General features: G+C 65.6%; 19 protein-coding genes. 8 read left to right on the top strand and 11 right to left on the bottom strand.

Annotated elements, in window-relative coordinates:
* Positions 1 to 99 precede the first annotated feature (99 nt).
* On the top strand, positions 100 to 924 hold the full coding sequence (locus tag D9R08_RS03790; protein ID WP_121896630.1) for a lytic transglycosylase domain-containing protein: 825 nt from the start codon (positions 100 to 102) through the stop codon (positions 922 to 924).
* A 3-nt stretch (positions 925 to 927) separates the two neighbouring features.
* Here D9R08_RS03790 and D9R08_RS03795 read toward each other — a convergent pair whose 3' ends face one another.
* The 4 genes from D9R08_RS03795 to D9R08_RS03810 form a co-directional block, all read right to left on the bottom strand.
* Positions 928 to 1,209: a GNAT family N-acetyltransferase gene (locus tag D9R08_RS03795; RefSeq protein ID WP_121896631.1), complete on the bottom strand. Its 282-nt coding sequence runs from the start codon at positions 1,207 to 1,209 to the stop codon at positions 928 to 930.
* Positions 1,202 to 1,825 (bottom strand): 3-oxoacid CoA-transferase subunit B, encoded by a 624-nt coding sequence (locus tag D9R08_RS03800; RefSeq protein WP_121896632.1) that lies wholly within the window; start codon positions 1,823 to 1,825, stop codon positions 1,202 to 1,204. Before D9R08_RS03800 ends, D9R08_RS03795 begins: the two co-directional genes overlap by 8 nt.
* Complete coding sequence (locus D9R08_RS03805) at positions 1,825 to 2,529, bottom strand: CoA transferase subunit A (protein WP_121896633.1); 705 nt, start codon at positions 2,527 to 2,529, stop codon at positions 1,825 to 1,827. Before D9R08_RS03805 ends, D9R08_RS03800 begins: the two co-directional genes overlap by 1 nt.
* Positions 2,530 to 2,622: 93 nt before the next feature.
* Positions 2,623 to 3,729 (bottom strand): class II histone deacetylase, encoded by a 1,107-nt coding sequence (locus tag D9R08_RS03810; RefSeq protein ID WP_121896634.1) that lies wholly within the window; start codon positions 3,727 to 3,729, stop codon positions 2,623 to 2,625.
* A 140-nt stretch (positions 3,730 to 3,869) separates the two neighbouring features.
* Here D9R08_RS03810 and D9R08_RS03815 point away from each other — a divergent pair, with 140 nt between their 5' ends.
* Positions 3,870 to 4,217 (top strand): TraR/DksA family transcriptional regulator, encoded by a 348-nt coding sequence (locus D9R08_RS03815; RefSeq protein WP_121896635.1) that lies wholly within the window; start codon positions 3,870 to 3,872, stop codon positions 4,215 to 4,217.
* Here the strand turns inward: D9R08_RS03815 and D9R08_RS03820 are convergent.
* Positions 4,214 to 4,456, bottom strand: coding sequence for a hypothetical protein (locus tag D9R08_RS03820; protein ID WP_121896636.1), 243 nt, complete (start codon positions 4,454 to 4,456; stop codon positions 4,214 to 4,216). The genes D9R08_RS03815 and D9R08_RS03820 overlap by 4 nt on opposite strands.
* A gap of 134 nt (positions 4,457 to 4,590) precedes the next feature.
* On the opposite strand from D9R08_RS03820, the gene D9R08_RS03825 reads away from it, so the two are divergent.
* Together D9R08_RS03825 and D9R08_RS03830 are read left to right on the top strand one after the other, a co-directional pair.
* A complete protein-coding gene (locus D9R08_RS03825; protein ID WP_121896637.1) occupies positions 4,591 to 5,316 on the top strand; it encodes a M48 family metallopeptidase in 726 nt (241 codons plus the stop codon).
* A 93-nt stretch (positions 5,317 to 5,409) separates the two neighbouring features.
* Positions 5,410 to 5,664, top strand: a complete 255-nt coding sequence (locus D9R08_RS03830) for a DUF6455 family protein (protein WP_147450609.1) — start codon at positions 5,410 to 5,412, stop codon at positions 5,662 to 5,664.
* Positions 5,665 to 5,704: 40 nt separating this feature from the next.
* On the opposite strand, the gene rimO is transcribed toward D9R08_RS03830, so the two are convergent.
* The gene (gene rimO, locus D9R08_RS03835) at positions 5,705 to 7,087 is read right to left on the bottom strand and encodes a 30S ribosomal protein S12 methylthiotransferase RimO (protein WP_121896639.1); all 1,383 of its coding nucleotides are present in this window, start codon (positions 7,085 to 7,087) and stop codon (positions 5,705 to 5,707) included.
* A gap of 191 nt (positions 7,088 to 7,278) precedes the next feature.
* Between rimO and D9R08_RS03840 the strand changes: the two genes are divergently transcribed.
* The 3 genes from D9R08_RS03840 (at position 7,279) to D9R08_RS03850 (ending at position 11,171) form a co-directional block, all read left to right on the top strand.
* Positions 7,279 to 9,318 carry an AsmA family protein gene (locus D9R08_RS03840; RefSeq protein WP_121896640.1) on the top strand — a complete coding sequence of 680 codons (2,040 nt, stop codon included), beginning with the start codon at positions 7,279 to 7,281 and terminating at the stop codon, positions 9,316 to 9,318.
* A 70-nt stretch (positions 9,319 to 9,388) separates the two neighbouring features.
* Positions 9,389 to 9,871 carry a transglycosylase SLT domain-containing protein gene (locus D9R08_RS03845; protein WP_121896641.1) on the top strand — a complete coding sequence of 161 codons (483 nt, stop codon included), beginning with the start codon at positions 9,389 to 9,391 and terminating at the stop codon, positions 9,869 to 9,871.
* A 94-nt stretch (positions 9,872 to 9,965) separates the two neighbouring features.
* Positions 9,966 to 11,171 carry an MFS transporter gene (locus D9R08_RS03850; RefSeq protein ID WP_121896642.1) on the top strand — a complete coding sequence of 402 codons (1,206 nt, stop codon included), beginning with the start codon at positions 9,966 to 9,968 and terminating at the stop codon, positions 11,169 to 11,171.
* Between the two features lie 28 nt (positions 11,172 to 11,199).
* Here D9R08_RS03850 and D9R08_RS03855 read toward each other — a convergent pair whose 3' ends face one another.
* On the bottom strand, positions 11,200 to 11,787 hold the full coding sequence (locus D9R08_RS03855) for a GcrA family cell cycle regulator (RefSeq protein ID WP_121896643.1): 588 nt from the start codon (positions 11,785 to 11,787) through the stop codon (positions 11,200 to 11,202).
* A gap of 140 nt (positions 11,788 to 11,927) precedes the next feature.
* Between D9R08_RS03855 and D9R08_RS03860 the strand changes: the two genes are divergently transcribed.
* The gene (locus D9R08_RS03860) at positions 11,928 to 12,749 is read left to right on the top strand and encodes an ABC transporter permease (RefSeq protein WP_407690588.1); all 822 of its coding nucleotides are present in this window, start codon (positions 11,928 to 11,930) and stop codon (positions 12,747 to 12,749) included.
* Positions 12,750 to 12,989: 240 nt separating this feature from the next.
* Here the strand turns inward: D9R08_RS03860 and D9R08_RS03865 are convergent, their stop codons facing one another.
* From D9R08_RS03865 to D9R08_RS03880, 4 genes are all read right to left on the bottom strand, one after another.
* The gene (locus tag D9R08_RS03865) at positions 12,990 to 13,940 is read right to left on the bottom strand and encodes a DMT family transporter (protein ID WP_121896644.1); all 951 of its coding nucleotides are present in this window, start codon (positions 13,938 to 13,940) and stop codon (positions 12,990 to 12,992) included.
* Positions 13,941 to 14,054: 114 nt separating this feature from the next.
* Positions 14,055 to 14,981: an ornithine carbamoyltransferase gene (argF, locus tag D9R08_RS03870; RefSeq protein WP_121896645.1), complete on the bottom strand. Its 927-nt coding sequence runs from the start codon at positions 14,979 to 14,981 to the stop codon at positions 14,055 to 14,057.
* A gap of 1 nt (position 14,982) precedes the next feature.
* Positions 14,983 to 15,561, bottom strand: coding sequence for a GNAT family N-acetyltransferase (locus D9R08_RS03875; protein WP_158598920.1), 579 nt, complete (start codon positions 15,559 to 15,561; stop codon positions 14,983 to 14,985).
* Complete coding sequence (locus D9R08_RS03880) at positions 15,545 to 16,741, bottom strand: aspartate aminotransferase family protein (RefSeq protein WP_121896841.1); 1,197 nt, start codon at positions 16,739 to 16,741, stop codon at positions 15,545 to 15,547. Before D9R08_RS03880 ends, D9R08_RS03875 begins: the two co-directional genes overlap by 17 nt.
* Positions 16,742 to 16,758: the final 17 nt, after the last annotated feature.

Raw genomic sequence — 16,758 nt, forward strand, 5'->3', positions numbered from 1 at the left:
GCGGAATCCGGCGACAATCCGTGCCCGGTGCAGGAGGGATTCCTTTCGGCGGCGCTTTCAGGCATGGTGACAAAAAAGAGCAGCAGGTGTTCCGGACCCATGCGGATGATCGTTTTAGTGGTGGTGTGCATGCTGGCTGCGCCGGGGGCGATGCCGGTGTGGGCGCAATCTGCCGATCCGCCCCCTTTTCCTGAATTCACCTTTCGCAGGGTCACACCGCCCGCTCCGGGCCATACCGGGCCCAGGATTACCATTCAGATCGAACCGCAGGCCACACCCGCCGCGGCCCCCGCGCCGACGCCGCCTGACGGGGCGGCCCTTGCCGTGCCGAATGGTGTGGAGTGGTTCTGGGCCGAGGTGCCTGCCGATATGTCCGCCGGGGCGGGGCGGTTTCAGGCCGCGCTGGAGCATCTTTCGCTGTCGCCCGAAACCGCGGGGCTCGGCATCCCAAGATTGGAACAGCTGCGCGCATTGTCCGGCACCCATGGCGCCGATATCCTGCGGGCTACGGTGGGCACGCCGGTTTCTCCGGCGCTGGTTCTGGCAGTGATGTCGGTCGAATCCTCCGGCGCGACCGACGCGGTCAGTCATGCGGGCGCCCAGGGCCTGATGCAGCTTATCCCCGCCACGGCCGACCGGTTCGGGGTGGAGGATGCGTTCGACAGCACCCAGAATATCGTCGGCGGCGTCGCCTATCTCGCCTGGCTGATGGAGGAGTTCGACCGCGACCCGGTGCTGGTGCTGGCCGCCTATAACGCCGGCGAAGGAGCGGTCAGGGGCGCGGGCGGCGTGCCCGATTATGCCGAGACCCGGCGCTATGTTCCCAAGGTGCTGGCGACATGGGCGGTGACGCGGATGCTCTGTCTGACCCCACCCGATCTGATCTCGGATGGCTGCGTGTTCGAAACGATGACCGGCGGCTAGCGCCTATTGGAACACATCTGCCCAGTCCGGGTGGCGGCGGAATTGCGATTTCACGAACGGGCAGAGCGGAACGATCCTGACGCCCTCCGCCCGTGCATCCGCCACCAGCCGCTCGACCAGCGCCGCGCCGGCCCCCGTCCCGCGCAACGCATCGGGCACACCGGTGTGATCGGCGATGATCAGCGTGGGCGAGGCGATGGAATAGGTCAGCTCCGCCTCGGCCCCGTCTTGTTGCAGGACATACCTGCCCTTGGAGCCCGCGATCTCCCGCGCGATCTCAGACAATGGTCGCTTCGGTCGCGGCGCGGAGCTCGTCCTCGGTCACGCCTTCGGCGGTCTCGACGATCTTCAGTCCGCCCTCGACCACGTCCAGCACACCGAGATTGGTGATGATGCGGTCCACCACCCCCTTGCCCGTCAGCGGCAGGGTGCATTCGCGCAGAACCTTGCTGTCGCCATGCTTGTTGGTGTGGTCCATCACCACCACCACACGGCCCACGCCCGCCACGAGGTCCATCGCACCGCCCATGCCCTTGACCAGTTTGCCCGGGATCATCCAGTTGGCCAGATCGCCGTTTTCGGCCACTTCCATCGCGCCGAGGATCGCCGCGGCGATCTTGCCGCCGCGGATCATGCCGAAACTGGTGGCTGAATCAAAATAGCTTGTGCGGCGCAGTTCGGTAATCGTCTGCTTGCCCGCATTGATCAGGTCCGGGTCTTCCTCCCCCTCGAAGGGGAATGGGCCCATGCCCAGCATCCCGTTTTCCGATTGCAGCGTGATATCCTTGTCGCCGACGTAATTGGCCACAAGCGTCGGGATGCCGATCCCGAGATTCACATACATGCCGTCTTCCAGCTCTTCCGCCGCGCGTGCGGCCATCTGATTGCGATCCCAGGGCATCAGGCTTCCTCCCGCTTGCGCACCGTGCGCTGTTCGATCCGTTTCTCATGTTCGCCCTGGATCAGGCGATGCACATAGATCCCCGGCAGGTGAATCTTGTCGGGGTCGAGGCTGCCAAGCGGGACGATCTCCTCCACCTCCGCCACACAGACCTTGCCGCACATGGCCGCAGGCGGGTTGAAGTTGCGCGCGGTCTTGCGGAAGACCAGATTGCCCGTCTCATCCGCTTTCCACGCCTTGACGATGGAGAGATCCGCGAAAATGCCCTCTTCAAGGATGTAATCCTCGCCCCGGAAGGATTTTACCTCCTTGCCCTCGGCGATCACGGTGCCCACGCCCGTTTTGGTATAGAAGCCGGGGATGCCACACCCGCCCGCGCGCATGCGCTCGGCGAGCGTGCCCTGCGGGTTGAATTCCAGTTCCAGTTCACCGCTCAGATACTGGCGCATGAATTCGGCGTTTTCACCCACGTAGGAGCTCATCATCTTCCGGATCTGCCGCGTATCAAGCAGCTTGCCCAGGCCAAAGCCGTCAACGCCCGCGTTGTTGGAGGCCACCGTCAGGTCTTTCACGCCGCTTTCCACGATTCCGTCGATCAGAAGCTCGGGTATGCCGCAAAGGCCAAAGCCGCCCGCCGCGATCAGCATCCCGTCAAACAAGAGCCCGTCCAGCGCTTCGCTTGCCGAGCCGTATACCTTTTTCATGAGCAGCCGCTCCCCATCCTGGCAATTCTGCCGCAAACTGGCCCGTGCCGTTGGGGAAGTCAACGCAGACCGCGCCGCGCTGCGGCAAGCGGTCTAGAGGTTCAGCGCGTCTTCCATCTCGGCGATCAGTGTGGCGCAATAGGCGTCAAATCTCGGGCCCGGCTGCTGGCCCTCGATCCTTGCGGCCAACGGGTCGGGCGCGGTGATGGCGCTGCCCGACAGGGCCTCCAGTACCGCATGGCCGCAAAACGGCACATGGGCCGCGGAATAGCCGCCTTCATGCACAAGCGTCAGCCGCCCGTCGCAAAGCTCCTCCGCGGCCTCCCGGGTTATTTCGGTCATCTGCCGGAAGGTATGGGAGCCTGCAAGCATCCGGCTGAGCGGGTCCACGCCGGAGGCATCGAACCCGCAGGCCACCACGATCGCATCCGGCTGGAAGCCGTGAAGCTGCGGCACCACCAGCCGCTCCATCGCCTCGATATAGGCCCGGTGCCCGCCGCCGGGCGGCAGCGGAATGTTCAGGTTGAACCCCTCACCGGCGGCGGAGCCGCGATCCTCGAAATCGCCGCTGTCGAGCGGGTAGTTGCGCTCCTGATGGATCGAGATCGTCAGAACGTCGTCCCGATCATAGAAAATGGCTTCCGTCCCGTTGCCGTGATGCACATCCCAGTCGACGATCGCGACGCGGTCCACCATGCCGGCTGCAAAGGCGGCCTCGACCGCGATGCCGATATTGGCCAAAAGGCAGAAGCCGTTGGGGAAATCCGGCAGGCAATGGTGCCCGGGCGGGCGGGAGAGGGCATAGGCATTGTCCACCTCTCCCCTGAGCGTGGCGAAGAGCGCGGCCTTGGCCAGCCCGGCGGAAAGCCGGGCGATCTCGTAGCCGTCCGGGCCGAAGGGCGTGCGCAGACCCAGTTCCCCGCCGCCGGTCTCCGACGTTTTCCGGAAGCTTTCGAGGTAACGGGCGGGATGAACTCTGAGCAGGTCTTCCTCCGGGATCGGAGGCGCGCTGGCTACATCCAGTTCCGCCAGCAATCCGGTCACATCCAGCAGGTTTTTCAACCGCCGCTTGGTTTCCGGATCTTCGGGCAGCCCGCCGGTTGCCATCGGCTGCACCAGCCCGCCCACCGGCGACATGAAGGCGTAGTTACCCCCGGTATGCCAGAAACAGCGCTCGTCCCAGAAAAAACCCGTCGCCATAAGATACGCCCCCCTTCGTTCCGGTGGAGTATGGCAGCGGCCCGCGACCGGGCGCAATGGGCGTTGCCGCGGCGGGAAGGCGCCTGTTCCCGACCCATGGGCACCTTGCGGCCCGGCCAGCGATCTGATGCGATGGCGCCATGAGCGATCCAACCGACGCCAGTCTTGCCGCCCGCTACCAACCGCGCCTTCTGGCCGAGCGGGCAGAGATCCTTGCGGCCTCCGACAAAACGGGCGACAGCCGCAAGCCGGTGGAACTGGATCAGCAATCGGTCGGTCGGCTCAGCCGGATGGATGCCTTGCAGGGTCAGGCCATGGCCAAAGGCCTGGAGGCGCGGCGGCATGGCCGCTTGCGCGCGATCGAGGCGGCTCTGGCCCGGATCGGGGCGGGCGATTTCGGCTGGTGCGAGGACTGCGGCGAGTTCATCGGTGCAGGCAGGCTGGACTTCGACCCCTGCGTGCCCCGTTGCATCGGCTGCGCGTCCTAGTCCGCCGCCTCGCGCCGCAGCCGGTAGACACCTTCGGGCAGGTCGAGTGCGGCGGCCAGATCATGGATCTGTGCCATCGACAGGGTGATTTTCTGCATCTGGTCGGTGCGCGGATCGAACTGCTCCAGTGTCACGCATTCCGAAAATGCGGAAATCGTGAGGTCTTCCTGCAGCGGCGCCTCGCCCTCGTCCACAAGGGTGACCACGGTGGCGTCGAATTCGTGCTCGATGGTAAACATGACGGACAACCTATGGCTGTTTCCATGCCTTTGCAACGGCGGCACGGGCGTGCCCGGATCGGCAAAAATGATGTGATCCGGACTGGACGCGGAGCCGCCCCGTGTTACTCCTTACCCAAACGGAGAGTGTGTGAATGCGGACCTGCCTGCTGATCCTTGTTCTGGCCACCTTGGCCGCCTGCAACATAGCACCCGCGCCGACAGCGCCCCGCGCGCCCTCGGCCCCGGCGGCGACCGAGAATACGCCGCGCCTCTCGCCGGCAGTCGCAGTGGCGAATTTCGAAGAGGTCGTGGCCCGGGTGGAACCCGTGGCCGAACGGGTCTGCCGGGAGCAGACCAGACGGCAGAATTGCGATTACGTGATTGCGGTGGAACGGGATCCCCGCGCCGGTGTGAACGCGTTCCAGACCGTGGATCGGCAGGGCCGCCCCCTGATCATCTTCTCTCTCGGGCTGATTGCGGAGGCGCGCAATATCGACGAACTGGCCTTTGTCATGGGGCACGAGGCCGCGCATCACATCGAGGGGCATATCCCGCAACAACGCGCGTCCGCGCGCGAGGGCGCGATCGTCTTCGGCATTCTGGCGCAGATGGGCGGCGCCAATCAGGCCGGCATTCAGCAGGCCGTGGAAATCGGCGCCGCCGTGGGTGCGCGCCGGTTTTCGCAGGAACACGAGCTGGAGGCCGACGCCATGGGCACGATCATCGCGCTTCGGGCCGGGTTCGATCCGGTGCGGGGCTCGGCTTTCTTCGAGCGTCTGCCGGATCCGGGGGAGCAATTCCTTGGCTCTCACCCGCCCAATGCCGCGCGACAGGCGATCGTGCGGGAAACCGTCGCCCGGTATGGTGGGCGCAGTTGATCTGCATCAAGGTGCATCCACCCGCATAGCCTAATTTCGGATGCAAGGAGCGTGCCGGGCGACCGGGCGCAGGATGCTTGCGAGGAATGGGATATGCCCGGAACCAAGACATTGAAAGAGCATGACGCACTGATGACGCGGATGGCCCGGCTCGTGGGCACCGATCTCGAAGAGGCGGAACTGCGGGGCGATCTGTCGCCCGAGATGCGCCACGACATGCTGTCACGCTGCGTCGGGTGCAGCGCACCGCAAGATTGCGCGCATTTCCTCGACACCACCAACATCGCCGAGAGCACACCGGACTATTGCCGCAACGGCATGGTTCTGATGGCGCTGCGCGATATCTGATCCCGCCGAATACCGACCGATCTGAAGAACCGGGCCGGTTTCAGACCGGCCGTCCCCAAAGGTCGTATTCGCTGGCCTCATCCACCTCGATGGTCACGATCTGGCCGGGCTCCAGCGTCTCGAACCCGGCATCGATGAACAGATTGCCATCGATTTCCGGCGCGTCCGCCCTGGTTCGGCAGGTCGCGCCCTCGTCATCCACCGCATCGACGATGACATCCATCCGCTGGCCGATCTTGGCTTCGAGCTTGGCGGCGGAGATCGCCTGCGCCTTTTCCATGAACCGGGCGAAGCGCTCGTCCTTGACCTCTTCGGCGACGTGATCCGGCAATGCGTTGGAGCGCGCGCCTTCGACATTTTCGTATCTGAAACACCCGACCCGGTCGAGCTGCGCCTCGTCCAGCCAGTCCAGCAGCGTCTGAAACTCCGCCTCCGTTTCGCCGGGATAGCCGACGATGAAGGTACTGCGCAGCGTTATCCCGGGGCATGTGGCGCGCCACGCGGCAATCTCGTCAAGCGTGCGCGCGGCGGCGGCAGGCCGGGCCATGCGGCGCAGCACATCCGGGTGGGCATGCTGAAACGGAATGTCGAGATAGGGCAAAAGCCCGCTTGCCGGATCCGCCATGATCGGGATCAGGTCGCGCACATGGGGATAGGGATAGACGTAATGCAACCGGACCCAGGCCCCGAGCGCGCCCAGATCGCGGGCCAGATCGGTGATATGGGCCCGGTGCCCGCGCTCTTCGCGATGGCGGATATCGACCCCGTAGGCGGATGTGTCCTGAGAGATCACCAGAAGTTCCCGCACACCGGCCTCGACCAGCTTTTCCGCCTCGCGGATCACCGCATGGGCTGGGCGGGAGGCCAGCTTGCCGCGCATGTCCGGGATGATGCAGAACTTGCACTTGTGGTTACAGCCCTCGGAGATCTTCAGATAGCTGTAATGCCGGGGGGTCAGGGACACGCCCGTCGCGGGCAGCAGATCGACGAAAGGATCGGGCGCGGGCGGCACCGCGGTATGCACCGCGTCCAGCACCTGTTCGTATTGGTGCGGGCCGGTGACCGCCAGAACCTTGGGATGCGCGCCGGTGATGTAGTCGGGTTCTGCCCCCAGACACCCCGTCACGATCACCCGCCCGTTTTCGCGAAGGGCCTCGCCGATGGCGTCGAGGCTTTCGGCCTTGGCACTGTCGAGAAATCCGCAGGTGTTCACTATCACTGCTTCCGCGCCCGCGTAATCCGGAGAGATCGCATACCCCTCCGCGCGCAGGCGGGTCAGAATCCGTTCGCTGTCGACCAGCGCCTTGGGGCAGCCAAGGGACACCATCCCGATGGTGGGCTGGCCGGGCCGGGCCGCGTCTGCCGCGCGCGGAACGCGGGCATGGGCGAGATCGGGGCGAAGATCGGGCGGGTTCTGAGTCATGGAACTGGCAGATAACCCCTGCCGCGATCCGGGGAAAGGGCGTGTTTGCAAAACCGCGCACGCGCGCGCCCCGAACGGCACGGGCAGCGGGGTTCGGCCCCGCCGCGGTTTTCCCGGCCAGCCGGGACGCGGGGGGCTGTTTCACGCCCTGTTTGCGCGCTAATGTCGGGCCAACAGGGCGGAGCCTTTTCATGCGGTGGATTATCAGGACAATACTGGCCATTCTTGTCCTTGGCCTGCTTGCCATGGGCGCGCTTCTGTCGATCCCGGCAGAACGGATCGCGGATGTGGCCGCCGACCGGCTGCAACGCGCGACCGAACGGCCCGTGCGGATCACCGGCGGCATCCGCCCGACGCTGGTGCCCTATCTCGGCGTCCGGGTCGAAGGGCTGGAGATCGGCAACCCGGATTGGGTGTCAGACGGGCCGATGTTGCAGGCGGAGGCGCTGAATGTCGGCGTGAACTGGCAGGCGCTGATCGCGGGCCGTATCCAGCTGGATCAGGCGTCGCTTGATGCGCCCCGGCTTGTGCTCGTGCGGGCCGCCGACGGGCGTGAAAGCTGGAGCTTCGGCGGCGCGGATGCCTCCCCGGCGCCCGCGTCCAACGGCTCGGAAGCCGCGCCCGCGGCCCAAAGCAGCGGCGGAGTTCTGGCAACGCTTGGCTTTGACGCGGCGGTACTGCGTGACGCCACGGTCCTCTATCGCGATCTCGGGGCCGGCACGACCACCGTGGTCGAGGCGCTGGATCTGACCCTGCGGCTGCCCGAAGCCGGAGGTGCGGCACGTGCCGAGGCCAGCGCGATCGTGAACGGCAGCGCCCTGACCGTCGACGCCTCCACCGACGGGATCGGCGATCTGCTGGCCAGAGAGGTGCAACCTGTCAGGCTGGCCCTTGAATGGGATGGTGGCACGCTGTCTTTCGATGGGCGTGCCGGTCTTGACCCCGCCGCCGACGGGCGGTTCCAGCTTGAAGCCCGGGACCTGGGCCCGCTGATGGCTGCGCTCGGTCAGGTGGCACCGACGCTTCCGGAAGGCCTTGGTCGCGACCGGATCGACGTGGCCGGAGACGTCACCCTCGCTTCCGAAGGGTCGGTGCATCTGCGCGCCGGCGATATCCGGCTGGACGATCACCGGTTCACTGCCGATCTGGACCTGTTGCCCGGTGCCGAGCGTCCGATGCTCCGGGGCGTGATCCGGGGCGGCGATGTTGATCTCAGCGCCATGACCGCGGCCGGAAATGCACCGGGCGGAGGCCGCAGTGGAGCCACTGGCGGGGCAGACTCCGGATGGCCGCGCGACCGGATCGACGTGAGCGGTCTTTTTGCGGCTGATATGGATCTCGCGGTGACGCTGGATGCGCTGGATCTCGGGCTGGCGAGCCTTGACGGGCTCGACCTGCGCGCGCGCCTTGACCGGGGCCGTCTGGTTCTGGATCTGCGCCGGATCGGCGCCTATGGCGGGGCGCTTTCGGGATCGGTAGTGGTGAACGGGCGCGGCGGGCTTTCCACCCGCGCCGATCTGGCCTTCCGCGGCGTGGCGCTTGGCCCTCTGTTGGCGCAACTGGCCGATTACGATCGGCTGGAGGGCCGGGGGGATATCGCGCTGAACGTTCTGGCCGTGGGCAATGACATGGACGCGCTGATGCGCAGCCTCGATGGCGGCGGGTCGGTCACCCTCGGGCAGGGGGCGATCCTGGGTTTCGACCTTGCGGGGATGATCCGGAATTTCGACCCGTCCTACCGGGGCGAAGGGCAACGGACGGTCTATGACAGTCTGACCGGCAGCTTCACCATCGCCGGTGGGGTGCTCCGCAACGAGGATCTGGTGCTGGCTGCGCCCTGGGGCCGGGTGACCGGCGCCGGGCGCACGGATATCGGGGCGCAGACGGTGGAGTACCGGGTCATCCCGGGCGTGTTGCAGGGCGCGGACGGGACCGGCGGGTTCGCCGTGCCGATCCTGATCACCGGCCCATGGTCGGATCTGAGCTTCCGCCCCGATCTGGCCTTCATCGCCGAGCAGGAACTGGCGGAGGAACGTGCGCGGCTCGAAGCGGCGGCGCGTGAGCGGCTGGCGGCCGAGCGCGAAGAACTGGAACGCCGATTGCGCGATCAGGCCGGCGATGCGCTTGGGGTCGAGATCGAGGAGGGACAGAGCCGCGAAGAGATCGAAGACGCGCTGGAACAGCGTCTGCGCGAGCAGGCGGAGGAGCAATTGCGCCGATTGCTCGAGTGATCGGCAAGCTGTTGCCGGGCCGTCATATTGGCTCTGGCCAGACGGGGCCCGGGCGGGCTAAAGGCGGCGCATGACACGCCTTATCTCCACACTCGTCCTTCTGGGCCTGCTTGCAGCCTGCGGCCGGGGTGCGGGCCCCAGCTCAAGCCCGCAGCCTTTGCTCTATCCCAACGAAACGCCGGAAATCCGCGCTTTGGTCAACGAATATGCCGCGCGCTACGATGTGCCCGCGGCCCTGGTGCATCGGGTGATCCAGCGCGAAAGCGACTATCGCCCGACCGCCAGAAACGGCCCCTATTACGGCATGATGCAGATCCTGCCGCAAACCGCGCGGACCATGGGCCATGACGGTCCACCGTCCGAACTGCTGGATGCGGAAACCAACCTGCGTTACGCGGTGCGTTATCTGCGCGGAGCATGGCTTTTGTCCGACGGGGATTTCGACAGGGCGGTGGGCTGGTATGCGCGCGGCTATTACTATGAGGCCCGCAACCGCTGCATGCTGGTGGAAACCGGGTTGCTGGATCGCGAGATCAGACGGGATTGCCGATAGCTTCGGGCCGGGCCGAAAGACCCTGATGCAAGGCGCGCGCGGCCCGGTGCGCGGCGCTATGGCACTCCGCCCCGGGCGGGCATAGTCTGCGCGCATGTTCACCCTGCCGGCAGCCCTTTCCAACCGCGATTTCCGAACCCTGATGATGGGCCAATTGCCCGCTGATTTCGCGGATTGGCTTGATTTCGTGGCCATAGGAGCGCTGCTTGCCTTTGTCTGGAGCGTCGATCCGTTCGTGTTCGCGCTTCTCGCGGTCAGTATGGGCCTGCCCTATCTGGTGGTCGGCCTCGGGGCGGGCGCCGTGGTGGATCGGGTGAATGTCAAATCCGTCCTGATCCTCAGCAATATCGGGCGCGGGCTGGTCACTGCGGCCCTGTTTTTCGCGCCGGACTGGGGCACCCTGCTGCTTCTGGTCGCGGCCAGAAGCTCGGTCGACACGTTCTTCACCCCGGCCAAGCAGGCGGCGATCCAGACCCTGACCCGCCCGGAGGAACGGATGGGCGCAAACGGGATGAGCCATGCGATCAATCAGGCCTCCAAGATCGTGGCGCCGGCGCTGGGCGGCGCCCTTTTGATCTGGGTCGAACCGCAGGTCATCTTTCTGCTCAATGCCGGCGTTTCATTCATCGCGGCGGCTCTGCTGCTGCGCCTGTCATCCCTCGAACCGGCGCCTGATGACGGCGCCGACGAAACGAACGTGATCGGTGCGATCCGGGGTGGGCTGGCGGAGGTCGCTGGAAGCTCCCTTCTCAGATCGGCGATCTGGCTGATGGCGGCGGGATACTTCGCGATGTTCTTCTATGACACGCTGATCGCGCCCCTGACCCGGGATCTGGGCTATTCACAGACGCATCTGGGTCTCGCGCTGGCGGCGGTGGGGGCCGGCGGCGTGGTCGGGGCGGTCATGCTGGGCGCGATGAAAGACCTGCCCCGGCCCTTCTTGCTGATCGCCGCGGGCTCGGCCATCGCGGCCTGCGCCGTTGCGGTGCTCGGAGGGCTTGATCTGCTTGACAGCCGGTGGCCGGTGGGCGCCTTCGTTGCGCTTTTCGCCATTCTGGGCGTGGCATCCGCCCTGTCGGTCGTGCCGTTCCGAACCGTGCTTCAGAACACCGTCGCCCCCGGCCGCATGGGCCGGGTGACTGCATTGAGCGAGGCGCTCAACACGATGGCCCTCCTCACCGCGCCGTTTATCGGAGCCGCCATCGCATCGCTGACGGCGGTCGGGATGGCGTTCATATGCGGTGGCGTCATCCTTATGGCGATTGCGGTCAAGGCGCTGTGTATGCGCAATCACCGCTGATCGCTATCAGATGGTCGGAAAAGAGGGTCTAGCGCCGACGATCCCGGCGGCTGGACATCGGCTGGAACGCCACGCCCACATGCGCTTCACAATAGGGTTTGCCCTGCTGCACCGGAAGGCCGCAAAAATAGAAATCGTCCGTGGCGGGGTCGCCGATGGGCCATTTGCAGGTCCGCTCGGTCAGTTCCATCAGGCTGATGCGCTTGGCATGCTTTTCGACCTCGTTCACCTTGGCCAGCGCCTCGGGGCTGATCTCGTTGGCCGAGGGTTGCGGGGGCAGAGGCTGCCCCGCTGGCACGATCGGCTTGCGCAACGGCGTCACGTTCGATGGGCGCGGTGCCGCCTCCGTCGCGGTCTCGGCACGGGCGGGTTCGGTCTTGGGGGCAGGTTTCGGGGCCGATGGCGAGGCCTTAGATGTGGCTTTCGCCGGTTCCTTCGCGGGCGCGGGCTTGCCCGTCGCACCGGTGGTGGCCCGGTTCGACAGGCCCAACCGATGGACCTTGCCGATCACTGCATTACGTGTGACACCGCCCAGTTCCTTGGCGATCTGGGAGGCCGACTGGCCTTCGCCCCACATCTTCTTCAGTTTCTCGACACGCTCGTCGGTCCAGGACATCTGCGTCCTCCTGCTCGTTTATGCACATGGCTCGGTGCGCCACGGCCCTTGCATATGGGCCCGGGACCAGCGAATTGGAACCCCTACTCTATCTTGTCTATGGAGATGGATACAAGGCGGCGAGAAGCGAAAGGGCAGGAATGATGGACGGACAGGCGACAGCGGCGCAAACCGGAATGGGCGTGCGCCGTTTCGGGCGGGTCAACTGGCTGGGGTTGTACACCCTGGCCAAGCGCGAAGTGATGCGATTTGTAGTGGTCTGGACGCAGACGCTTCTGGCGCCGCTCGTGACCGCGGGCCTGTTCATCCTGATCTTCTCGCTGGCCATCGGCGGGCAGCGCGGCGAGGTGATGGGTGTCAGTTTCCTGCATTTCATCGCGCCCGGCATCCTGATGATGACGGTCATCCAGAACGCTTTTGCGAACACCTCCTCCTCGATCGTCATCGGCAAGGTGCAGGGCAACATCGTCGATACGCTGATGCCGCCGCTCAGCCCGCTGGAGCTGGTTCTGGGCTATATCATCGGCGGCGTGCTGCGCGGCGTTCTGGTGGCCCTGGCCGTGACGCTGGTGATGTTCCCGGTCATCGGCCTCTCTGTCGCGCATCCGGTCTGGGCGCTGGTCTTCGTCGTGCTGGGCAGCGCGTTTCTGGGAGCCTTGGGGATCGTCGCGGCAATCATCGCCCAGAAGTTCGACCAGATCGCCGCGATCACCAACTTTATCGTCGTGCCACTCAGTTTCCTGTCGGGGACGTTTTATTCGATCGAGGCGCTGCCTGGCTGGCTGAACACGATCACGCACTGGAACCCCGTCTTCTATCTGATCGACGGGGTGCGCTATGGAGTTCTCGGCGTTTCCGACAGTTCGCCCTGGCTTGGGCTGTGCGTGGCCTCGGGCGCGATCCTGGCCGTGATGGCGCTGGCCTGGTGGTGGTTCAAGACAGGCTACCGGCTGAAATCGTGAGGGTCTCTGTTGCAGGGATCCGATGGGCTGATGATGACCGGCGGAGCATCTGCAACGGTGGCCTCCCGGCTGGTGCAGCGCGGCGCGATTGGCTGGAATAGCGGCACGCAGGCTTGGGCCGGGTGGCTGATGGCGGCTCCGGCACCCTCCGGCTCGCACTGGTGGCGCTTGACATCGCGGTGCGGCGGGCCCTGTTCGTGAGGGTGAAGTCTTGGGTCCCAGACCTGATGGACGAAGCCGCTACGGCGGTGGCTTAGGCCCCCTCCGGTCTGCTCCGGGCCGCTGTTTGAACCGTGCCTCACGCCAGGCCAGAAGTGCGGCGCCGGAGATGATGATCGCCGCGCCGCCCAGGCTGACGGCATCCGGGAGTACATCGAAGATGATCAGGTCGTAAAGCCCGGCGAAGACAAGGGTCAGATAGGAAAAGGGCGTGACGAAACTCGCCTCCGCACGGCGCATGGCGTGGATGAAGCAGGCCTGCGCGCAGGCCATGGCAAGGCCAAGGGCAGCCAGCGCGCCCCACTGCGCGGGGGTCGGGGCGGCCCAGACGAACAGCACCGCGACCGACGCGATGAGCAGCCCGAGCGCGTTGTTCACGAACAGGATCTGAAGCGGCCCTTCCCGGTTCGACAGCCGCTTGATGAAAATCAGCTCAAGCCCCATCAATGCCGCCGCCGCAAGCGCCAGAAGAGCGGCGGGCTGAAAGCTCTCCGGCGTGGGGCGCATCAGCACGATCATCCCTGCAAGCGCGATACCCGCCGCCAGCCAGCGCCACGGCCCGACCCGCTCCCCCAGAAGCGGGATGGCGAGCAGCATGCCGAAGACCGGGTTCAGAAAGCTGATCGCGGTGGCATCGGCCAGCGGTATGAAGGCGACGGCGGCAAACATCAGGCTGATCCCGCCCCAGCCACAGAGCGTCCGCCCGACATGGGTTTTCAGATCGGGCCGGATCAGGCGCGGCCGCAGCGCCAGAACCGTGGCCGCGATCGCCAGAAACGCGAACAGGAAACGGCCATGGCTGATCTGTAGCGGATGCAGCGGAGGGCCAAGCGCATCGGTCCCAAGCGCCTTGGCCAGAAGCGTGGTGGCGGCGATGAAAAGCGTCGCCACCAGCATGAAGGCAACGGCGCGGGGACGGTCCTCGACCGTCTGCGGGGTCGCCGGGACCGGAGGGGTGGGCGGGACGGCCATGCGCAATCGATGACCATTCGCCACGGTGGTGTCAACGAGTGCCAGAGCACTTTTGCCCTGACCGGCCGGCAGGGGCCCGACACCGGGCCCCCATGGCGCCCCGTCAGGGCCGGGCTAGACGCCCAGGCACCAGCGCAGGATCGCCTTTTGCGCATGCAGGCGGTTCTCCGCCTCGTCGAAGATGACCGAATTCGGGCCGTCCATGACCGCACTAGTCGCCTCGTCCTCCCGATGGGCGGGCAGGCAATGCATGAACAATGCGTCCGGCTTGGCATGGGACATCAGCTCTTCGTTGACCTGATAGCCCCGCAACTGGTTGTGACGGCGTTCCTTGGTGGATTGGCTGTCATGCATCGACACCCACGTGTCGGTCACCACAAGATCGGCACGGGCGACCGCGCGCACGGGGTCGCGGACGATCTCGACCTTCGCTCCGCGCGCGCGGGCCTCCTCGATGAAGCCGCGTTCGGGGTCCAGCGTTTCGGGGCCGGTGAAGGTCAGGTCGAAACCGAACTGGCCCGCGGCATGAAGAAAGCTGGCGCAGACATTGTTGCCATCTCCGGTCCAGACCACCTTCTTGCCGGCAATGGGCCCGCGATGTTCCTCGAAGGTCATCACGTCGGCCATGATCTGGCAGGGATGGGTGCGGTTCGTCAGCCCGTTGATGACCGGCACCGTGGCGTGTTCGGCCATCTCCAGCAGCACGTCCTCCTCGAAGGTCCGGATCATGATCAGATCCACATAACGGCTCAGCACCCGCGCGGTGTCGGCGATGGTCTCGCCATGGCCCAGTTGCAGATCCGTGCCGGACAGGACCATGGTTTCGCCCCCCATCTGACGGACGCCGACATCGAAGCTGACCCGGGTCCGGGTCGAGGGTTTTTCGAAGATCAGCGCCACCATGTGGCCCGCCAGTGGCAGCTCGTCATCGGGCATGCCCTTGGGGCGCCCCGCGCGGGCGGTCTTCATGGCGCGCGCATCGTTGATCATATGCCGCAGATCGGAGGGATCGGTTTTGTGAATGTCGAGAAAATGTTTCATATCAGCTACTTGTCTTTTTGTCGGGCGCAGGAATGCCGTCGCCAGGCGATGGCGGGGCAGGTTCGGGCGGTTCGGTCGTCTGTCGTCGGAAGACCATGACAAGCACCACGTCGCCATCCTCGCACGCGCGTTCCTCCAATGCGCTGAACCCGGCGGCCCGATAGGTTGCGACGGCCCGGGCATTGGACGGGTCGGGGTCGATCACGACGGTCGATGTACCGGCCTCGATGATCTCCAGCGCGCGCTGTCGCAGATAGGCCTGCGCGTGCCCCTTGGCCAGAAAGGCGGGGTCGCCGAGAAACGTGTCCATCGCGCGCGCATCGGCCGGAAGGTCCGCGAAATGCGGGGCAGGCCAGTGGTGCGCGGGGTAATCCTGCACGAAAGCGAAGGGGTGCCCGTCCAGTTCCACGATCCGCATATCCGTCGGGCCCGCGTCCAGATCTTCCTCCATCAGGGCGATCTCGGCGGCCGCCGTGCCCCACCAGCCGCCGATATGCGGCTGGCTGAGCCAGCTTTCGATCAGCGGATAATGGGCGCGCGTCAGCCGGGGAAAGCTGTAGCGGCTAGTCTGCGGGATCATCATCTTGCGTCTCCAGCGCGGTCGCGGCGCGGTCAAGCCGATCGATCCCGTCGGCGATCTCCTCCTCGGTCACCGTCAGCGCGGGAAGCAGGCGAACCACGTTGTCACCCGCCGGCACGGTCAGCATCTCCTGATCATGGGCCGCGCGTATCACGTCCAGATTGGGTTTCCTGCAGACCAGACCAAGCATGAAGCCCGTGCCGCGCACCGTTTCGAACACCTCAGGGTGGGCCGCCACGAGGCCTTCCGCCTTCTGGCGAAGCAGACCGGCGCGGCGGTTCACATCTTCCAGAAACCCCTCCTCGGTGATCACATCCATGACAGTGCTGGCAACGGCGCAGCCAAGCGGGTTCCCCCCATAGGTGGAGCCATGGGTGCCCGGCGTCATGCCGACCGCCGCGGCTTCGGTGGCCAGAAGCGCGCCGATCGGAAAGCCGCCGCCGATACCCTTGGCGATCATCATGATATCGGGGGTGATGCCTGCCCATTCATGCGCGAAGAGCTTGCCGGTCCGGCCCATGCCGCACTGGATCTCGTCCAGGATCAGAAGCAGCCCGTGTTCATCGCAGAGATCGCGCAGACCTTTCAGGCACTGGTCGGGAACCGGGCGGATGCCGCTTTCGCCCTGAACGGGTTCGATCATGATCGCGCCGACATCCGGGCGCGCGGCGGCCTCCCTCAGGGCATCGTGATCGCCGAAGGGCAGGTGCACGAACCCGGGCAGAAGCGGACCGAACCCCTTGGTCAGCTTCTCCGCCCCCGCCGCGGAAATCATCCCCATGGAGCGACCATGGAACGCGCCCTCGAATGCCAGGATTGTGGTTCGCTCGGGCTGGCCTTTCTCGTACCAGTATTTGCGGGCCATCTTGACCGCCAGTTCGCCCGCCTCCGTGCCGGAATTGCAGAAGAACATGGTGTCGGCAAATGTGTGCTCCACCAGTTTCGCAGCCAGTTCCTCCTGCTGCGGTACTGTGTAGAGGTTGGAGGTATGCCACAGGTTTTCCGCCTGCGATCTCAGTGTATTGACCAGTTTCGGGTGGCTGTGGCCAAGGGCCATGACGGCGACGCCGCTGGCGAAATCCAGAAACCGTCGACCGTCGGCTTCCACCAACCATGCGCCTTCGCCCTTGACGAAGGAGAGCGGCGCGCGGGAATAGCTGGGAAGAACCGGCGATATCATGACCATCTCCAGGATGA

The sequence above is a fragment of the Rhodophyticola porphyridii genome (assembly GCF_003688285.1).
Taxonomy (GTDB): domain Bacteria; phylum Pseudomonadota; class Alphaproteobacteria; order Rhodobacterales; family Rhodobacteraceae; genus Rhodophyticola; species Rhodophyticola porphyridii.

Excerpts from the sequence above, each read along its gene's own strand:
- D9R08_RS03790 (WP_121896630.1), top strand. The coding sequence starts at position 100 with ATGCGGATGATCGTTTTAGTGGTGGTGTGCATGCTGGCTGCGCCGGGG.
- D9R08_RS03800 (WP_121896632.1), bottom strand. The coding sequence starts at position 1,825 with ATGCCCTGGGATCGCAATCAGATGGCCGCACGCGCGGCGGAAGAGCTG.
- D9R08_RS03805 (WP_121896633.1), bottom strand. The coding sequence starts at position 2,529 with ATGAAAAAGGTATACGGCTCGGCAAGCGAAGCGCTGGACGGGCTCTTG.
- D9R08_RS03810 (WP_121896634.1), bottom strand. The coding sequence starts at position 3,729 with ATGGCGACGGGTTTTTTCTGGGACGAGCGCTGTTTCTGGCATACCGGG.
- D9R08_RS03815 (WP_121896635.1), top strand. The coding sequence starts at position 3,870 with ATGAGCGATCCAACCGACGCCAGTCTTGCCGCCCGCTACCAACCGCGC.
- D9R08_RS03820 (WP_121896636.1), bottom strand. The coding sequence starts at position 4,456 with ATGTTTACCATCGAGCACGAATTCGACGCCACCGTGGTCACCCTTGTG.
- D9R08_RS03825 (WP_121896637.1), top strand. The coding sequence starts at position 4,591 with ATGCGGACCTGCCTGCTGATCCTTGTTCTGGCCACCTTGGCCGCCTGC.
- D9R08_RS03830 (WP_147450609.1), top strand. The coding sequence starts at position 5,410 with ATGCCCGGAACCAAGACATTGAAAGAGCATGACGCACTGATGACGCGG.
- rimO (WP_121896639.1), bottom strand. The coding sequence starts at position 7,087 with ATGACTCAGAACCCGCCCGATCTTCGCCCCGATCTCGCCCATGCCCGC.
- D9R08_RS03840 (WP_121896640.1), top strand. The coding sequence starts at position 7,279 with ATGCGGTGGATTATCAGGACAATACTGGCCATTCTTGTCCTTGGCCTG.
- D9R08_RS03845 (WP_121896641.1), top strand. The coding sequence starts at position 9,389 with ATGACACGCCTTATCTCCACACTCGTCCTTCTGGGCCTGCTTGCAGCC.
- D9R08_RS03850 (WP_121896642.1), top strand. The coding sequence starts at position 9,966 with ATGTTCACCCTGCCGGCAGCCCTTTCCAACCGCGATTTCCGAACCCTG.
- D9R08_RS03855 (WP_121896643.1), bottom strand. The coding sequence starts at position 11,787 with ATGTCCTGGACCGACGAGCGTGTCGAGAAACTGAAGAAGATGTGGGGC.
- D9R08_RS03860 (WP_407690588.1), top strand. The coding sequence starts at position 11,928 with ATGATGGACGGACAGGCGACAGCGGCGCAAACCGGAATGGGCGTGCGC.
- D9R08_RS03865 (WP_121896644.1), bottom strand. The coding sequence starts at position 13,940 with ATGGCCGTCCCGCCCACCCCTCCGGTCCCGGCGACCCCGCAGACGGTC.
- argF (WP_121896645.1), bottom strand. The coding sequence starts at position 14,981 with ATGAAACATTTTCTCGACATTCACAAAACCGATCCCTCCGATCTGCGG.
- D9R08_RS03875 (WP_158598920.1), bottom strand. The coding sequence starts at position 15,561 with ATGATCCCGCAGACTAGCCGCTACAGCTTTCCCCGGCTGACGCGCGCC.
- D9R08_RS03880 (WP_121896841.1), bottom strand. The coding sequence starts at position 16,741 with ATGATATCGCCGGTTCTTCCCAGCTATTCCCGCGCGCCGCTCTCCTTC.